The 14,157-nt window shown below is 59.1% G+C and carries 15 protein-coding genes; 13 read left to right on the forward strand and 2 right to left on the reverse strand.

Annotated elements, in window-relative coordinates; all coding sequences use genetic code 11:
* The first annotated feature begins 109 nt into the window (after positions 1-109).
* Entirely contained in the window at positions 110-853 is a 744-nt protein-coding gene (locus ACWNZ1_RS13410) for a GntR family transcriptional regulator (protein WP_135845867.1), read from the forward strand.
* Between the two features lie 162 nt (positions 854-1,015).
* Here the strand turns inward: ACWNZ1_RS13410 and ACWNZ1_RS13415 are convergent, their stop codons facing one another.
* Together ACWNZ1_RS13415 and ACWNZ1_RS13420 are read right to left on the reverse strand one after the other, a co-directional pair.
* Positions 1,016-1,807, reverse strand: coding sequence for a GntR family transcriptional regulator (locus ACWNZ1_RS13415; protein WP_135845868.1), 792 nt, complete (start codon positions 1,805-1,807; stop codon positions 1,016-1,018).
* 31 nt (positions 1,808-1,838) lie between these two features.
* Positions 1,839-1,982 (reverse strand): hypothetical protein, encoded by a 144-nt coding sequence (locus ACWNZ1_RS13420; RefSeq protein WP_158296363.1) that lies wholly within the window; start codon positions 1,980-1,982, stop codon positions 1,839-1,841.
* A gap of 74 nt (positions 1,983-2,056) precedes the next feature.
* On the opposite strand from ACWNZ1_RS13420, the gene ACWNZ1_RS13425 reads away from it, so the two are divergent.
* The 12 genes from ACWNZ1_RS13425 (at position 2,057) to ACWNZ1_RS13480 (ending at position 14,142) form a co-directional block, all read left to right on the forward strand.
* Complete coding sequence (locus tag ACWNZ1_RS13425; protein ID WP_135845869.1) at positions 2,057-3,070, forward strand: SIS domain-containing protein; 1,014 nt, start codon at positions 2,057-2,059, stop codon at positions 3,068-3,070.
* A 2-nt stretch (positions 3,071-3,072) separates the two neighbouring features.
* Positions 3,073-3,927 (forward strand): PfkB family carbohydrate kinase, encoded by an 855-nt coding sequence (locus ACWNZ1_RS13430; protein ID WP_256453288.1) that lies wholly within the window; start codon positions 3,073-3,075, stop codon positions 3,925-3,927.
* Positions 3,928-3,987: 60 nt separating this feature from the next.
* A complete protein-coding gene (locus ACWNZ1_RS13435; protein ID WP_135845871.1) occupies positions 3,988-4,758 on the forward strand; it encodes an ABC transporter substrate-binding protein in 771 nt (256 codons plus the stop codon).
* A gap of 24 nt (positions 4,759-4,782) precedes the next feature.
* Complete coding sequence (locus tag ACWNZ1_RS13440; RefSeq protein ID WP_256453289.1) at positions 4,783-5,472, forward strand: ABC transporter permease; 690 nt, start codon at positions 4,783-4,785, stop codon at positions 5,470-5,472.
* Positions 5,469-6,179 carry a histidine ABC transporter permease HisM gene (gene hisM / locus ACWNZ1_RS13445; protein ID WP_256453290.1) on the forward strand — a complete coding sequence of 237 codons (711 nt, stop codon included), beginning with the start codon at positions 5,469-5,471 and terminating at the stop codon, positions 6,177-6,179. Before ACWNZ1_RS13440 ends, hisM begins: the two co-directional genes overlap by 4 nt.
* 82 nt (positions 6,180-6,261) lie before the next feature.
* The gene (gene ppk2, locus ACWNZ1_RS13450) at positions 6,262-7,179 is read left to right on the forward strand and encodes a polyphosphate kinase 2 (RefSeq protein WP_135845874.1); all 918 of its coding nucleotides are present in this window, start codon (positions 6,262-6,264) and stop codon (positions 7,177-7,179) included.
* A 280-nt stretch (positions 7,180-7,459) separates the two neighbouring features.
* Complete coding sequence (locus ACWNZ1_RS13455) at positions 7,460-8,233, forward strand: substrate-binding periplasmic protein (protein WP_135845875.1); 774 nt, start codon at positions 7,460-7,462, stop codon at positions 8,231-8,233.
* 1 nt (position 8,234) lies between these two features.
* Positions 8,235-9,578: a GGDEF domain-containing protein gene (locus tag ACWNZ1_RS13460; protein WP_256453291.1), complete on the forward strand. Its 1,344-nt coding sequence runs from the start codon at positions 8,235-8,237 to the stop codon at positions 9,576-9,578.
* 24 nt (positions 9,579-9,602) lie between these two features.
* Positions 9,603-10,337, forward strand: coding sequence for a substrate-binding periplasmic protein (locus ACWNZ1_RS13465; RefSeq protein ID WP_256453292.1), 735 nt, complete (start codon positions 9,603-9,605; stop codon positions 10,335-10,337).
* Between the two features lie 185 nt (positions 10,338-10,522).
* A complete protein-coding gene (locus ACWNZ1_RS13470; protein ID WP_256453293.1) occupies positions 10,523-12,385 on the forward strand; it encodes an ATP-binding protein in 1,863 nt (620 codons plus the stop codon).
* 72 nt (positions 12,386-12,457) lie between these two features.
* Entirely contained in the window at positions 12,458-13,693 is a 1,236-nt protein-coding gene (locus ACWNZ1_RS13475) for a hypothetical protein (RefSeq protein WP_256453294.1), read from the forward strand.
* A gap of 11 nt (positions 13,694-13,704) precedes the next feature.
* Positions 13,705-14,142, forward strand: coding sequence for a type 2 periplasmic-binding domain-containing protein (locus ACWNZ1_RS13480; protein WP_135845880.1), 438 nt, complete (start codon positions 13,705-13,707; stop codon positions 14,140-14,142).
* Positions 14,143-14,157: the final 15 nt, after the last annotated feature.

The following is a 14,157-nucleotide window of genomic DNA, read 5'->3' on the forward strand; positions in this document are numbered from 1 at the left end:
ATGGGATTGCCTGACATAATACGTATTAATACAAGTAGTCCCAATAACCTATTTTTATAACCTTAGAAGTGAAGGCACCCTGCCCCACTCAAGGTCACGGAAGCTGACAGTGTCCACGCCCATTCTTCGCGACAGCAGCACCTCGCTTTACGAACAGATTGCCCATCAGTTGCTGGAGGAAATCCAGCGCGGCGATTACCAACCCAACGGCAAGCTGCCGTCTGAAGCGGAATTGGGCGAGCGCTTTGGCGTGAGCCGCGTCACGGTGCGTCTGGCGGTGGGCAAGCTCAGCGAAGAAGGCGTGGTGGAGCGCAAACAAGGCAAAGGCACCTTCGTCGCCGCCAAACAGGTCCGCCACGGCCTGGATGCGTTGCGCAGTTTTCATGAGGCGTTGTTGCTGCAAGGGCTGCAACCGAGCATGCGGGTGGTCAGTCACGCCCTGCAGCCGGTTCCCGAGGCATTGCGAGGCCTGTTTGAAGGCGCAGACGATTGCCTGCTGCTGGAGCGACTGCATTTCGTCGATGAAGAACCTATCGCGCTGGGACGCAGCCATTTACCGGCCGAGCTGGCCAGCGTGACTTGGGCTGACGTCGAACATCAACCGATCTATTCCATTCTCGAGTCAATCACCGGCCTGACAGTCACTCGCGCCGACCTGGCCATCCGCGCGCAGGAAGCCGACAAACGCCTGGCCAGCGCGCTGCACGTCAAACGCGGCACCGCACTGCTGGTCATGGAGCGCACCTCCTGGTTTGCCGACGGCCGCTGCTGCGACCGCACGACGTTTTTCATTCGTCCGGAACGTTATGCCTTTGTACTCAGTGGAGTTTTCAAATCCCATCCAACCAGTTGAAAATCAGGCCCCGCGCGACCTCCCGGCTCACCGGCAACTGACCCACCGCTATCGCGAGCAAGCTCGCTCCCACAGAGGATGTGTGGTGAACGCTGGATCTGTGGACACCCAGGGACTCCTGTGGGAGCCGAGCTTGCTCGCGAGGGCGGCGGCACATTCACATCAATGCTCGGTATGAATGCTATTGACCCGGCTGTCCGCCAGCTTGAACACCACGCGCTGAGGATGGTTGATCGAGACCAGGTACTCCACCGGCCGTCCCTGGCGGTCGAAAATCACGCCCCGATAAACCAGCGCAGCCGTCCCCGGTTCGACTTCGAGCAGGCGCGCCTCCTGGTCGTTCATCGTGGCAATGCTCAACGTGCCCTCGTCGCTTTCTATTTCGATCTGGTACCGCGATAACAGCAAGGCATACAACGATGCCCCCTCGATCAGGTCCCCGGCTACCAGCTCCGGCGCGCGTGCCGCGGGGATGTAGCTGGTCTCGATGCAGAAAGGTTTCTGGTCCACGGTGCGCAGACGCCGAATGGTCAGCAAAGCATCCCCTTCCTGAATCTTCAGTAATTTGGCGACGCGTGCGCTGGCCTGGGTTTGTTCGAAGTAGAGCAGCTTACTGCCAGGCCTGGCCCCGGCCTGCTCGACCACTTCAGCGATGCCTTTGCGCGCCACGGTATTAAGGGGACGCTCGACACCCGGGGCGGTGACGAAGGTCCCACGATTGCCCCGGCGCTCCAGAACCCCACGATCGATCAGCGTTTGCAGGGCCTTGCGCAACGTCATCCGACTGATGCCCAAATGCTCGGCCAGGTCCCGTTCCGCTGGAATACGTTCAGTCGGCCCGAACTCCGGGCGTTCGAGCATTTCGAGCAACGCCTGGACGGCCTGCCAGGCCACCTGCTTGCGTTCGGGCGCCAGCAGCGCCACATCAGAGGACTTTGGAGGAACAACTTTCATGGTCTACATCCTGGATTATTTTTCTGACGCATCAATGTTGCGATAAAAACCAAAAAAACCACCGCAACCCCGCCAGCTTGATGGCAATAAGCAAACTCACTTCAAATAACACGCTGAAAACTGCTGAACGGCTCATTAGACCACGGACAAAAAGCCTTGTAATGGTATTTTTCATGGTATAGCTTTTGGTCTAAATGGTGATCATGAACAGCAACATGAAGCACCGCAACAAGGCATCCAGGAGTTCACATGGCGATCCAGTTCAACCGGGAAGACTTCATCACTTCCTTGCAGCAATCCGTGCAAATCGTCGACGACGCCCAGCAGTTTGGCCAGGAGTTGGCGACGCGGATCGACCGTATCTATTTCGTCAGTTGCGGCGCGCCCAACCGCATCATGCTCGGCTTGCAGTACTGGCTTGAGCGCTACAGCCACACACTGGAAGTACGCCGCTATTTCCCGGCCGACTTTATGGACATCGATCCGCCGCGCCTGGATGAACGCACCCTGGTGGTCCTCGCGTCCAAATCCGGAACGACCCGGGAAACCATCGCCGCCGCACGCTTTCTGCAAGACAAGCCCTGCCTCACCGTAGGCGTGACACAAACCGCCGAGCTACCACTGGCCCAGGCCGTGCAACATTGCTTTCTGCTGGGGCGTACCGATGAGGCGTACTTCGGGTGCTTCATGATCCTCCAGGCCTTGATCGGTGGCATCTTGGCCAAGCGCGAAGGCTGGCCACTGCTGGACAAGCTCACGCGCTCGCTCAAAGCATTGCCACAGGCACTGGCCGACGCGGCGATCAATAACGACCAACGGGCAACCGAAGAAGCACGCCTCTACAAAGATGACCGCGTCATGTACTTCCTCGCCTCGGGTCCGATGTTCACCACTGCCTATGTGTTTGGCGTCTGCGTGGTGATGGAAAGCCAATGGCTGCATTGCCTGCCGGTGGAGGCTGCCGAGTTTTTCCATGGTCCGTTCGAAGCCATCGACGCGACCACCCCGCTGCTGTTGCTGGTGGGCGAAGACCCCAGCCGGGCGCAGATGGAGCGGGTCGTGCGCTTCTGCCAGCGGTACACCGAGCGGGTCATGGTCTATGACTCCAAGGACTTCCCGATGGAGGGCATCGATCCGGAAATCCGCGCGATTGTCGCGCCCTACATCGTCGGTATCGCCGCGGAACGCATCGCCGCCCACCTGGCGGTCTGGCACCAGCAGCCGCTGACGACGCGTCGCTACATGTGGAAAACGGAGTACTGAGCATGGCCAGCCTGATCGCGGTCGGCGACAACACCCTGGATGTGTACCTGGACCGAAACCTCGAATACCCCGGCGGAAATGCGCTCAACGTGGCGGTACTCGCGTCCCGGCTGGGCACTCGCAGCGCCTACCTGGGCTGTGTTGGCGATGATCGATACGGCCAGCGCCTGCTCGATTGCCTGCAACAGGAAGCCGTCGATGTTTCACGCTGCCAAACGTTGCCGGGCGCCAACGGCTGGGCATGCGTCAACAGCATCGATAGCGAGCGAGTGTTTCTCGGCAGCGATCCTGGAGTATGTCGTCAACTGCGACTCAATGCCGACGACCTGGCCTATGTCGCGACATTCCCGCTGGCACACAGCAGCCTCTACAGCGGCCTGGAAAGCCAATTGGCGCAGATCCGCCAGGCCAGCGGCTGCCTGTCATTCGACTTCTCGGACAACTGGGTCGAGTTCGATTGGCCGGCCTTGTTGGAGCATGTCGACATTGCGTTTTTCTCGGCGGCCGACCTGCCGTCGAACGAAGCCCATAAGTTGGCGAACTCGATGCGCGCCATGGGCCCGGCGGTTGTGGTCGTCACTCGCGGTGCCCAGGGCGCACTCGCGATCGATGCACAGGGCGTCCATGAGCAACCGGCACTGCCCTGCACGTTCGTCGACAGCATGGGCGCCGGCGACGGCTTCATCGCGGCGTTTTTGCTGGCGTGGCAAGACGGGCACAGCCTCGCCCAATGCCTTTTACGCGGCGTCGATTATGCCGGCCAGGTGTGCGGCTGGGCCGGTGGCTTTGGCCATGGTCACGCGGTGGACGCCGAACGCGCCCGGCAATTGAAACAAGCCTTGAACATTCAAGGCTGATGCGTGCTGCCCCGGGCCATTCCGGGGCGGTTCTACCAACCTGTCGTGGATACCCTGTCGATGAAAAAATGTCTGATCGGTTTGATGCTCGTGGCCAGCCCGTTGATGACCTGGGGCGCCAGTGAAGAGTTGCGTTTCGGGGTCGATCCCACCTACCCGCCCTTCGAGTCCAAGCGACCGGACGGCTCGCTGACAGGTTTCGACATCGAGTTGGGGGAAAGCCTGTGCGCCGAGTTGCAGCGGCGTTGCGTCTGGGTGGAGAACGCCTTCGACGGCATGGTCTCGGCCCTCAAGGGCAGGAAGTTCGACGGGATACTCTCGGCGCTGTCGATTACCGAAGAACGCAAAGCTGAAATCGCTTTTTCCAACACCCTCTACGACACCCCGGCGCGCCTGGTGGCCCCGAAAGGCAGCCCTTTGCAACCCACGGCCGAATCCCTGCGCGGCAAGCGCGTCGGCGTGCAGCAAGGCAGTGTGTTCGAGGTCTATGCCAAGCGGATGTGGGGGCTCAAAGGTGTGGAAGTGGTGCCTTACCAGAGCAGTGACCTGACCTACTCGGACTTGATCAACGGCCGCCTGGATGCCGCGTTCGACGATGCCATCGCAGTTTCCGAAGGCCTGCTGAAAAAGCCGATGGGCAAAGACTTCGGCTACGCCGGAGAAGTGGTGAAATCAGCGGAAATCTTCGGGCCGGGCACCGGGATCGGCTTGCGCAAAAGCGATACGGCCCTTGCCGGTGAAATCAATCAGGCGCTCGAGCGGATCCACCAGAACGGCACCTACGAACGCATTGCCAAAAAATACTTCGACTTCGACATCTCGCCCAAGTAAACCAGCCGCGCGGAGCCTGAAAGCATGTTTCTCGAAGGGTACGGCTATCTCATCTTCCAGGGCGCATGGTTGACCGTCCAGGTGGCCACGTGGGCCGCCTGCGTAGCCCTCGTCCTTGGCCTGTTCGGGGCCTTGGCCAAGCTTTCGTCGCTGGCGCCGCTGCGGATGGTGGCGACGGTCTATACCACGCTGGTGCGCAGCGTGCCGGACCTGGTCCTGATGCTGCTCATCTACTACAGCGCGCAAATCGGGCTCAACCAGATGGCGGACGCGCTCGGCCAGGAATCGTTCCAGTTGAACCCTTACGGCACTGCCATCGGCACCCTGGGTTTCATCTACGGTGCCTATTGCACCGAGACCTTTCGCGGCGCCTTCCAGGCCATCCCATCCGGGCAGCTGGAAGCGGCCCGGGCCTATGGCATGAGTCACAGGCAAGTCCTGCGGCGTATCCGCCTCCCGCAGATGATGCGGTTCGCACTGCCCGGCATCGGCAATATCTGGCAGGTGCTGTTGAAAAGCGCCGGCCTGATTTCATTGCTGGGCCTCAATGACATGGTTCAGGTCGCCAAACAGGCGGGCAATGCGACCTCCAGGCAGATGTTTTTCTACCTGGTGATCGCCGCGATATTTCTTGCCTTTGCGATCCTTTCAAGCCTTGCACTCAAACACCTTGAGCGGCGCTACAGCATCGAACCGCAGCGGAGCGTGTCATGATCGAGATATTGAAGGAGTTCGGACCGAACTTCCTGTGGTCCGACGGCTACCGCTGGAGCGGCCTGTCCGTGACACTATGGCTGTTGGTGACATCCGCCGTCACCGGTTTGTGTGCGGCGATACCACTGGCACTGATTCGCACCTACGGCAGCCGCTGGGTGGCACTGCCGATCCAGCTCTACACCCTGGTGTTTCGCGGCACGCCATTGTTCGTGCAGTTGCTGATCATCTACAGCGGCCTGGCCAGCCTGAGCCTCATCAGAGCATCACCAGGCCTGTGGTGGTTCTTCCGCGACGGCATGCACTGCGTCATCCTGGCGCTGGCCTTGAACACCTGCGCCTACACCATCGAAATTCTCGCCGGTGTACTGCGCACCACCCCACGCGGCGAGATCGAAGCAGCCCTGGCCCTGGGCATGACTCGCAGCCAATTGATCATGCTGGTGCTGATACCGAGCATGCTGCGCCGGGCACTCCCCGCCTACAGCAACGAAGTGATTTTTGTCTTGCATGCCACGGCCATTGCCTTTACCGCCACCGTGCCCGACATCCTGAAAATCGCGGCGGATGTTAACGCGGCCACGTTCAAGACTTTTCAAGCCTATGGGATCGCCGCCTTGCTCTACATGTTGGTGGCGTTTGCGCTGGTGGGTATATTCCGACTGGCCGAGCGTCGGTTGCTGGCCTATGGGCAATTAAACCGATGAAAACCTGTGGGTCGTGAGGCGTAGCGAAGTTGTCATAAATTGCGAATAGCGTTTGCCGCACCCACGACGCGAGTTCCTCACCATGTCAGCCATCCAAGACACCTTGATACAGCGTATCCACCGTGAACTGCTCGATCACAGCGACGAAGAACTGGAGCTGGAATTGGCCGAAGACGGGCACGGCTTGAATGCGTTGTTCGATGAACACGACCAGGACGCCAGCGAGAAGGAAATCCGCCGACTGTATTTCAGCGAACTATTTCGCCTGCAAGGCGAATTGGTGAAGCTGCAAAGTTGGGTAGTCAAGACCGGGCACAAGGTTGTGATCCTGTTCGAAGGCCGCGATGCCGCCGGCAAAGGGGGCGTGATCAAACGCATTACCCAGCGCCTCAATCCCCGGGTATGTCGGGTTGCCGCCCTGCCCGCCCCCAATGACCGCGAACGCACTCAGTGGTACTTCCAGCGCTACGTCTCACACCTGCCGGCGGCGGGTGAAATCGTGCTGTTCGACCGTAGCTGGTACAACCGCGCCGGGGTCGAACAAGTCATGGGGTTTTGCAACGCCGACCAGTACGAAGAGTTCTTCCGCACGGTGCCTGAGTTTGAACGGATGCTCGCCCGTTCCGGCATTCAGCTGATCAAATACTGGTTCTCCATTTCCGACCAGGAACAGCACCTGCGCTTTCTCAGTCGCATTCATGATCCGCTCAAGCAATGGAAACTCAGCCCCATGGACCTGGAGTCCCGGCGGCGCTGGGAGGCCTACACCAAGGCCAAGGAAATCATGCTCGAGCGTACCCACATCGCCGAAGCCCCCTGGTGGGTGGTGCAAGCCGACGACAAGAAAAAAGCCCGCCTCAATTGCATCCATCACCTGCTCGGGCAGATGCCCTATGAAGAGGTGGAGCTACCGGTGATTGAACTGCCACAGCGCGTGCGTCAGGAGGACTACTCCCGCAGCCCGACGCCACCGGAGCTCATCGTGCCTCAGGTCTATTAAGGCGGACCCAGCTCGAACCGATCCCCCTGCCCGCCCGGGTCAAAACTCTCCAGATAGGTTCGAGTACCGACCCAATACCTCCTGTTGCCCGCCACCGGTAAGCAGGTCCTCATTGGCGCCATGGCCACTGCGGACCTGCGCAACAACAGCAGCCGTTTGCTCGAAGTTCGCCAGCGTCGTTCGACGGGCGATGCTCAAGCTGACGCTCGCCCGGTCGATAACCATTAAGTCAATGGCTCGTAGACCCGCCAGGTTCTGCTGGTTGCACAGGATAATTTCGATGGCTCTGGCGCTTAACCGCTTTCTAATATTCGGCATTCTGGTGCTTCTGGCTGCCTGCGGATCCCCGCCAAGCGTTGCAGCAGAGACCGCGCTGCGTATCGTTACGGAGGAATTGCCGCCCTACAACATGACGCAGAATGGGCGGGTGACCGGCATGGCCACCGAGGTGGTGCAGGCCGTATTCAAGGAAGCCGGCGTCGAATCGCCTCCTATCCAGCCCATGCCTTGGGCCCGTGCGTATGAACTGGCACTCAATGAAAGTAATGTGCTGATCTATTCAATCGTCCGCACACCTGCCCGCGAATCGCTTTTCCAATGGATCGGCGCCATTGCCCCTACGCAGTGGTACATATATTCGCTGGCCGTCCGCCCGGTAAAACTCAACTCGCTGGCCGATGCCCATGGTCACCAGATCGCCACGGTCAATCAGGATGTGGGGGAGCAGTATCTGATCTCAAAGGGCTTCCGCATCGGTGAAGAGTTGCAGTCGAGCACCAAGTACGAGCACAACTACCGCAAGCTCAAGGTCGACCATGTGGAGCTATGGATTTCCAATGAACTCAACGCGCTGTACCTGACTCGCCAGAATGGCGAGGACCCGGAAAAAGTGCTGATCCGCTCGCTGCCGCTTCCCGAGTTGAGCAACGCAGAGGGCTTCTACATGGCGTTCAGCCGCAAGACGCCGACCGAAACGGTCGACAAATTCCGTACAGGCCTCGAGGCCATCCGTCGCAATGGTGTTTTCGATGCCATCGTGCGCAAATGGTTATGACATGGGAGACCACTTGCCGGCGCCGTCCTCCCCACAGCCGAAGACCAGGACGTTCAGTTCATTGGGTCGGCGCCTGGTGCTCGCAACATTGCTGTTCTGTCTGCTCTTTACCCTGGCCATGGTCACTCTCCGGACCTGGATGGCTTGGGAGAGCAACCTGACGGAGATGAACTCGGAGCTTGCCCTGATCGATCAAGTGTTCCAGAACACCTTGGCTCACGCCATCTGGGAAATGGACCGCGAATCGCTGGACAAGCAGCTCAGCAGCGTCGCGAAGGCTGCGCCGGTGGGGCGCGTGGCGCTGAATATTTTACGACCAGGCCAGTCGCCTGAAACTATCGAATTCAATCGATATCCCCTCGGCCCCTCAGGTGTGGTGCCAGTGCTGCATCGCCAGCTCGTCGCGCAACCCTACATCGGCGCCAACGAAAAAGTCGGCGAGCTGACCATTGAAGGCGACAATCACCTGCTTTGGGAGCGTCTCTGGAAGGAAGCCCGCAGCATCGTCATCACTCAGATTATCCAATCGTTGCTGCTGGCCGGCTTGGTCATGACCATGTTCAACCGCCTGGTGACCGTGCACGTGGTACAGATCGCCCGACATCTGAGCGGTCTCGCCCCGCAGACACTCAAGCATCACCTCAAGCTGCAACGCTCGGTGCACGGCCAAGATGAGCTGAGTCTGCTCGAATTCCAAGTCAATGCTCTTCAAGACAATCTCCACGCCCACTTGGAGCGCCAGCATTCGGATGAACTGGCGATTGCCGCCAGCCGCGATCAACTGGCCGAACTGGTCGAGGCGCGTACCGCCGAACTCAAGGCGGCCAACCAGTCCCTGGAAGCCCTGTCACGTCACGATGCCTTGACCGGCCTGGCCAACCGTCGCTATTTCGACGAACTGAAGGAAGTCGAATTTCGCCGCGCGATCCGCCACAGGACCCCGCTGGCCGTGCTCATGTGCGATGTCGATTTTTTCAAGATCTACAACGACACCTACGGCCACATACAGGGGGATCAGTGCTTGAAGCAGATCGCTGAAACCCTGAGCAGCGTTTTCGGGCGCTCTGGCGAACTGACCGCCCGCGTCGGGGGTGAGGAGTTCGTCGTGGTGCTGCCCAACATCGATGCAAACCAGGCTTACGACGCTGCCCAGCGACTTCGTGCAAGCCTGGCCGAACGTGAGCTTCCCCACAGCGGCTCAGCGGTCTCCTCCTTCGTCACCCTGAGCATCGGCGTCGCCGAGCTGGACCCGGAGACCATGGATCATTTCGATCAACTGTTGCAACGCGCCGACCAGGCGCTGTACCGGGCCAAACACCAAGGGCGCGACCGCGTCGTTATATAAACCATCGCATGTAATGAGGTCTGTATGCATTCTCGTCTGACGCTCTGTTCATGTTTGCTCCTGGCCTTGATCAGCTTCAAAAGCCATGCCGAGGCGATTGAAGTCGTGACCGAAGACTCCTTGTACGCTTACGCCCGTGAAGGCCAGCTCGTCGGGCCAGGCACTCGCATAGCCGAAGAAACATTGAAACGCGCAGAACTCACTGACTTTCGGATGGGGCTGTATCCGTGGGCACGGGCTTACGAAAAGGCCTTGCATGAGCCTAATGTGCTGATCTTCCCATTGGATCGTACGCCGGCCCGCGAAGAGCTATTCAAGTGGGTGGGTGAAATACATCAGTCGACCACCAAGCTCTACAAAATGCGCGGGGGCGAGGCCATCACCATAAACAGCCTTGAAGAGGCCAAGCAGTACGACATAGGCGTGGTTCGCAATGACGCCAAGCAAGTTTACCTGCAGCAGCAAGGCTTTACCCGGCTGGTGGTGTCGGTCGATAACCACGATAACTTTCAGAAGCTGCTGAATCATCAGATCCAGTTGCTACCGATGCCCGAAAATACGGCGCGCCTGATGAGCAAGGATGCCGCTGTGGATTTCACTTCACTGGAGGAAGTCTACTCCCTTGATGAGCGGCCCCATCGGGTACACCTGGCCTTCAGCCTGAGCACTTCGGACGAAGTCGTCGCCAAGGCCCAGCGGGCTTTCGAGCAGCTCAAGGCATCAGGCGAAGTAGCGCGGATCATGCGCGAAGAGCCGTAGGTAACGGTCGCCTGCCAGTCCCCCCCTGAAACGGGCAAGGCAATAGCGGGTACGGTTTGTGGTCTATAGTTCTTTCAGGTCCGATTTTTTTGCTCGGGCAATCAGGAGCGTCCCCCCCTCCTCGAGCGATTATCGCGCCGCATATCCGCAAGCCTTCAGTATTGAAACGATGCAGGGAGCACATCATGCTGATCCAACAGCCGAATACCGCGAGGTCGGCCCCTGGCATCGAGAATTCCCCGGGCGCCATTTCTGTTACCACGGATAAACTGTTTCGGCGCGTCTTCGACCAGACTAAAGAAGCCTACATTTTATTCCCGCTATTAGCCGTGCTCCTGTTACTGGCCATCTGGACGGCCACCCTGTACCTGATCAAGGTCGAACAGATTCGCGCCCAGCAGGGAGCAGCGACAGCGAGCATGGAAATCGGCGCCACGTACGAAGCACAAATGTTGCGCGCCATTCATGAGATTGATCAGACCCTCAAGCTGGTCAAATACACCTACGAGACTGAGGGTGAGCGCAATCCCCTGCCCCGACTCAAGGAGCGCGCATTGTTGCCGCCGGCCCTGGTGTTTGACGTCAGTGTCGTCAATCCGCGCGGAGGGCTGGTGGCGAGCACACGGGGGCACGAGAGTGAAAAAAACGCCGACCCGGACGAGCAGCAGGCTCTGCAGAACAACGATTCACTGTTGATCAGTCGTCCTTGGAAAAGCCCTGAGACAGGCGAATGGCGATTGCGCTTCAGTCGCCGGCTGAATGCAGCGGGGGGCGCGTTTTCCGGAATCGCCAGGGTTGAGGTCGATGCCGCCTATTTCGTCAGCAGCTACGACGCCTCGAAGCTCGGCGACCAGGGCGCACTCGGACTCCTGGGCACTGACGGCATCTTCCGCGTACGACGCACCGGAGAGGCAGTATTGGCCGGTGATGCGGTCAATTACGCGGCGGTGGTGCCAGACACCGAAAATACCGAGGCGGTACTCTCGGTCAATGCATGGGACGGTGTACGGCGCTACACCAGCGCCCGCCAACTCTACGATTTGCCGCTGGCGGTGATTGTCGGTTTGTCCGAGAAGGAACAATTGGCCGCAGTGACTCGACAAGCGCACACCTACCTCTGGCGGGCGGCGGGCGGCAGCCTGGTGCTGGTGTTGTTGGTGGGGCTGCTCGCCCGGATGAGTTGGCAACTGGCGCAAAGCCGCTTGCGCGCCGCCGAAACCCAGACTCAACTCGCCGCGGTAGCCCGCCAGGCCGGCATGGCCGAAATCGCCACCAACGTGCTGCATAACGTCGGCAACGTGCTTAATAGCGTGAATATCTCCGCAGAGCTGGTCACCCGTAAGCTGCGCAACAGCAAGGCCTTGGGGCTTGGCAAGGCGGTGCAGTTGATGAACCAGCATGCCGAAGATCTGGGTGATTACATCTCCCATGACGAGAAAGGCAAGCTTCTGCCTGGTTACCTGAACCAACTGGTGGAGGCCCTGGCGGTCGAGCAACAAAGCATGACCAACGAACTTGAGCAACTGAGCAAAAGCGTTGATCACATCAAGGAAATCGTCTCCGCGCAGCAATCCTATGCAGGCGCTTCCAGCATCGCCGAGGCCGTACAAATAAAGGAACTGATCGAGGACGCCCTGCGCATGAACGCCGGAATAATCGCGGCACGCCAGATAACCGTGGTGCGAGACTTCGCAGAAACGCCCTTGCTGCAGCTGGACAAACACCGGGTACTGCTGATCCTGGTCAACCTGATAAAAAATGCCAGCAGTGCGATGGATGACAGACCGGAACGTAGCCCTCAGATCACCCTTCACAGTGAAGTCCAGCAAGAAAACACCTTGGCTATCAAGGTGATCGACAACGGTGAAGGTATTGCGTCAGAGAACCTGACGCGGATTTTTGCCCATGGCTTCACCACGCGCAAAGATGGCCACGGGTTTGGCTTGCACAGCTGCGTCCTGGCAGCCATGGAGATGGGAGGCTCACTGGAGGCGCACAGCGATGGGCCAGGAAAAGGGGCGACCTTTACGCTCAAGCTGGCGATCTAGGCTACTCTTCGGTTCGTGCCTCACGCAGTTTCAGCCAACGTTACAAGGAACAGAACGAATGGCGGCAGACCCGTGGCAAAACTAAATACCCTGGCGCTGGCAGTGGTGACCTTGCAGGCCAGCGCCGTCAACGCCGGCGCCCCAGACACGTCGATGTTTTCGCTAAGCACTTTCGGCACAGTGGGGATAGTCCATTCCAGCGAGAGAAAAGCTGACTTCACCTCCACTATCTTCAAACCCAACGGTGCAGGTCACTCACGCAGTTGGAGCGCCGACGTCGACAGTTTGATGGGTGCCCAGGTGATCGCCACGTTCACTCCCCAGCTTTCCGCCGTGGTACAAGTCATTTCAGAGCAGCGTTACGACAACAGCTATCGGCCCTTCGTCGAGTGGGCCAACATCAAATATCAGTTCACGCCGGATTTCAGCGCACGTGTCGGCCGCACCGTTTTGCCGGTTTTCTTGCTCTCCGACACCCGAAAAGTGGGGTACACCCTGCCCTGGGTGCGTCCACCGATGGAGGTTTACAGCCTGATTCCCATCACCAGCAGCGACGGCGTGGACCTCAGCTACAGATTTCATGTCGATGAACTCACCAATACCGTGCAGGGTAACTACGGCCAGCACGACAGCCGCCAGCCCGACGGTGCCGGCAAGGCGATGGCAAGGAATCTGTGGGGCATTACCAACACCACCGAGTTCGGCGCCCTGACCACGCGCATCACCTATATGAAAACCGACCTGACCGTGGAGCAATTCAATTCACTCTTCGATACGTTCAGGGCGTTCGGTGCAGAAGGCAACGCTATTGCCAAACGTTACGACTCCAATGACACACCCGTCGGTTTTTTCGGGGTAGGCGCCAGCTACGATCCGGGCGACTGGTTCGTCATGAGCGAGTGGGGGCGTCTCGATAGTCGCTCCGCGTTAGGCACCACAAGCGCCTGGTATGTCAGCGGTGGCTACCGGGTCGAGGCATTCACCCCCTACATCACTTACGCGCGATCCAGGACGGAATCTGAAACCTCCGCCTCGGGTTTGACGGTGTCGACTTTACCCCCCGCCTTCGCTGAGGCTGCTGTCGGCCTCAACGGCGCCCTCAACACCATCCTGGGATCTGGTGAAGGCCGCCAAACACTTTCCCTTGGCGTGCGCTGGGACTTCACGAAGAACATGGACGCCAAATTGCAGTACGACCACACACGTCTCAAGGGCAACTCTGTCGGTCCGTTGATCAACCCCCAACCAGACTTTGAGCCGGGAGGGTCATTCAGCGTGATCAGCCTAGCTGTCGATTTTGTGTTCTGATGGAGCAGGCCATGAGGTTTGTGAGGCTCATCGGATTTGCGCTAGCGGGGCTTGCCATGTGCACAGCCAGCGCTGCCATCAAGGCCGATGTGGTCGTGGTCGTTGCCACCTCCAATCCGGTAAAAACCCTGGCGCGCAATCAGGTTGCGGATATCTTCCTGGGCAAAACCAGCCGTTTTCCCGACGGCGGACAGGCCGTCCCGATTGATCAGACCGAAGATTCAACGACCCGCGATGAGTTTTACTCAACCTTCACCGGCAAGTCTGCGTCCCAGCTCAAGGCGCACTGGTCGAAAATCATTTTTACCGGCAGAGGACAGCCTCCGCAGGCTGTTTCAAGCAGCGCGGAAGTCAAGAAACGTATCGCGGAGAATCCCGAAACCATTGGCTACATCGACGCACGCGATGTGGACAGCAGCGTCAAGGCGCTACCGCTTGCCCCCCAATGAGTACCCGTTGTTCAT

Source organism: Pseudomonas sp. CFBP 5748, from assembly GCF_053850495.1.

What these genes read in the sequence shown, in the direction of transcription:
- ACWNZ1_RS13470 (WP_256453293.1), top strand. Translation starts at nt 10,523, where the DNA reads ATGCTGATCCAACAGCCGAATACCGCGAGGTCGGCCCCTGGCATCGAG.
- ACWNZ1_RS13455 (WP_135845875.1), top strand. Translation starts at nt 7,460, where the DNA reads ATGGCTCTGGCGCTTAACCGCTTTCTAATATTCGGCATTCTGGTGCTT.
- ACWNZ1_RS13460 (WP_256453291.1), top strand. Translation starts at nt 8,235, where the DNA reads ATGGGAGACCACTTGCCGGCGCCGTCCTCCCCACAGCCGAAGACCAGG.
- ACWNZ1_RS13480 (WP_135845880.1), top strand. Translation starts at nt 13,705, where the DNA reads ATGAGGTTTGTGAGGCTCATCGGATTTGCGCTAGCGGGGCTTGCCATG.
- ACWNZ1_RS13435 (WP_135845871.1), top strand. Translation starts at nt 3,988, where the DNA reads ATGAAAAAATGTCTGATCGGTTTGATGCTCGTGGCCAGCCCGTTGATG.
- ppk2 (WP_135845874.1), top strand. Translation starts at nt 6,262, where the DNA reads ATGTCAGCCATCCAAGACACCTTGATACAGCGTATCCACCGTGAACTG.
- ACWNZ1_RS13430 (WP_256453288.1), top strand. Translation starts at nt 3,073, where the DNA reads ATGGCCAGCCTGATCGCGGTCGGCGACAACACCCTGGATGTGTACCTG.
- ACWNZ1_RS13415 (WP_135845868.1), bottom strand. Translation starts at nt 1,807, where the DNA reads ATGAAAGTTGTTCCTCCAAAGTCCTCTGATGTGGCGCTGCTGGCGCCC.
- ACWNZ1_RS13420 (WP_158296363.1), bottom strand. Translation starts at nt 1,982, where the DNA reads ATGAAAAATACCATTACAAGGCTTTTTGTCCGTGGTCTAATGAGCCGT.
- ACWNZ1_RS13440 (WP_256453289.1), top strand. Translation starts at nt 4,783, where the DNA reads ATGTTTCTCGAAGGGTACGGCTATCTCATCTTCCAGGGCGCATGGTTG.
- ACWNZ1_RS13465 (WP_256453292.1), top strand. Translation starts at nt 9,603, where the DNA reads ATGCATTCTCGTCTGACGCTCTGTTCATGTTTGCTCCTGGCCTTGATC.
- hisM (WP_256453290.1), top strand. Translation starts at nt 5,469, where the DNA reads ATGATCGAGATATTGAAGGAGTTCGGACCGAACTTCCTGTGGTCCGAC.
- ACWNZ1_RS13425 (WP_135845869.1), top strand. Translation starts at nt 2,057, where the DNA reads ATGGCGATCCAGTTCAACCGGGAAGACTTCATCACTTCCTTGCAGCAA.